Genomic DNA, 2,160 nt, shown 5'->3' on the forward strand with positions numbered 1-2,160 from the left:
CCTGAGTCAGTACCCGTACTCGGCCACCAGATAGGTCTTCGACTAGCCAGGCATGATGGACGTCGAGACGGTTCTCGGCCCCTTCTTCACCCGCCCAGCCATGCCATGCAATTCGCCCTGGCTGACCATTGGCCGGCGCAACGTATTCATTGCAGCGTGCCTCGACGGGAAAACCAAAGGTCTCGAAGTAAAAACGTACGCCCTCGGCCAACTGCGGGGCGGCGTTATTGTAGTAACGGACATTTGCCGAATTGGCATAGTAACTAGGCCATTGCGTGGCGATGGCCAGCAGAGGCCAGACCTGTGCGGCACTCAGCCCGAAGACGATGACCTCGTTTGAGGCGAAGTTATCGGTGAAGCCTGGCTCATACCCCTCGGGCCAATGGATGTAATTCATGACGTAGTCCTTTGGGTTGGATGTGGCGCTTGCCACGATTTTGACCAGGGCATGGTGAGCGACGACAATCCATAAGACCAATCGTCATTGGATAGGTTATCCATAAGCATGCGTGATATCAGGAGCCTCGATCTCAATCTGCTCAAAACCCTGAATGCACTGCTTGATGAAGGCAGCGTCACACGGGCAGCCGAGCGCTTAGCTCTCACTCAGCCGGCGGTCAGCGGCATGCTCAATCGCTTACGCGATAGCTTCGACGACCCGTTGTTCGTCCGAGCCCAACGCGGCCTAGTACCGACCCCTCGCGCCCAGGCTCTGGCATTGCCGATAAAGCGGATTCTGGGTGAGATCGAGGGAATGCTGCAGCCGGAGGAGTTCGAGCCGGTAAGTGCAAGCTTCACCCTATCGATTGCGGCTACCGATTATGCCCAGCGCACCATCCTGCTTCCTCTGCTCGCGGAGTTGCGCCGACAGGCTCCTGGTATTCGAGTTGCCGCCCGGCCGGTAGACAATCAGCGGGTGCAACAGCAGCTGGAGTCCGGCGAGCTGGACTTGGCTATCCTCACGCCGGAAAGTACCCATGAAGGACTACACGCCAGACATCTTTATGACGAGCAGTATGTCTGTGCAATGCGTAAGGGTCATGCCGCAGCCGGCGGTTTAGATTTAGACCGCTTCTGTGCTTTGGAGCATGTCATCATGTCAATGGCAGGGGACGCTTTTAGTGGGGTGACTGACGAAGCGCTTGCCGCCCTAGGCCGTCAGAGGCGCGTTCTTCTGTCTCTGCCCAGCTTCTTACTGTTGCTGGAAGTTCTGCGCAACAGCGACCTGATTGCCGTTCTCCCTCGTCGGTTGATACAGCCCGGAGACGGCCTACAGATCCTGGAACCACCGCTAACGATTCCCGGTTTTCGTAAGCTGCTGGTATGGCATGAGCGTACCCAGCAACACCCTGCTCATCGCTGGATTCGAGCGTTGCTAGCCGAAGTCTGTAACTGAACGCTATCGGGATCGATTCTGGCTCATTCCCGACAGGCAGCTTTTGGCCGATAGCGGTCGCTGGTGACAGGCCGCTCCCGGCCAGAAGCAGACAGCCTCGCATTGGTTATCGCGAAGCGCCGTTGCGACTGGGGTGCAAGGATGAAAGCAGGGGCTATTTGCTACCACTTTCATGCATCAACAGCTCATGAAAGGCCGTACGCGACAGCGGGCGGTGGAAAAGAAAACCCTGGCCCACATCGCAGTGCAAAGCACGCAGAACGCGTAATTGCTGCTCGTTCTCTATCCCTTCGGCGACGACAACATGCCCCAGGGTGTGACCGAGCGTCAGAATGGCCGCAGCGATGGCCTGATCACCCTGGTCGTCGGCCAGGTGCTCGACAAAGCTGCGATCAATCTTGATCTCGCTGATCGGCATCCGCTTGAGATAGGCAAGCGATGAGTAGCCCGTGCCAAAGTCATCCACGCTGATCCGGAATCCACACGCCACCAACTCAGCCAGGACCGGTAGATTGATGTCGTTTCGCTCCATCAGAACGCTTTCGGTCAACTCGATGACGAGGTGATGGGGCTTCAGGCCTGCACTGCGCACACTCTCTGCCAGCCACTGGGTAAATTCCGTGGTTTGCAACTGTTTGGCTGAAACGTTCACAGCAACCTTGGGCACCTCGATCTGCTGGCACTGCCACTCCTGCAAGTCGGCGATCACCGGCTTGATCACCAGCGCACCCAGGTCTGAAATTATCCCGGCTCGCTCCGCGATC

Annotated in this window: 3 protein-coding genes; 1 reads left to right on the plus strand and 2 read right to left on the minus strand. The window is 57.5% G+C overall.

What is annotated here, in order from left to right:
- The coding region (locus tag J0A65_RS22545) for an SRPBCC family protein (RefSeq protein ID WP_206596555.1) at positions 1-397 on the minus strand (397 nt) is incomplete at its 3' end.
- A gap of 108 nt (positions 398-505) precedes the next feature.
- Here J0A65_RS22545 and J0A65_RS22550 point away from each other — a divergent pair.
- Positions 506-1,396, plus strand: a complete 891-nt coding sequence (locus tag J0A65_RS22550; RefSeq protein WP_037057526.1) for a LysR family transcriptional regulator — start codon at positions 506-508, stop codon at positions 1,394-1,396.
- Positions 1,397-1,550: 154 nt separating this feature from the next.
- Here J0A65_RS22550 and J0A65_RS22555 read toward each other — a convergent pair.
- Positions 1,551-2,160 (minus strand): EAL domain-containing protein (locus J0A65_RS22555; RefSeq protein WP_206596556.1); only part of this gene is annotated, 610 nt, incomplete at its 5' end.

This window comes from Bowmanella yangjiangensis, from assembly GCF_017255015.1.
Taxonomy (GTDB): domain Bacteria; phylum Pseudomonadota; class Gammaproteobacteria; order Enterobacterales; family Alteromonadaceae; genus Bowmanella; species Bowmanella yangjiangensis.

Excerpts from the sequence above, each read along its gene's own strand:
- J0A65_RS22550 (WP_037057526.1), top strand. The coding sequence starts at position 506 with ATGCGTGATATCAGGAGCCTCGATCTCAATCTGCTCAAAACCCTGAAT.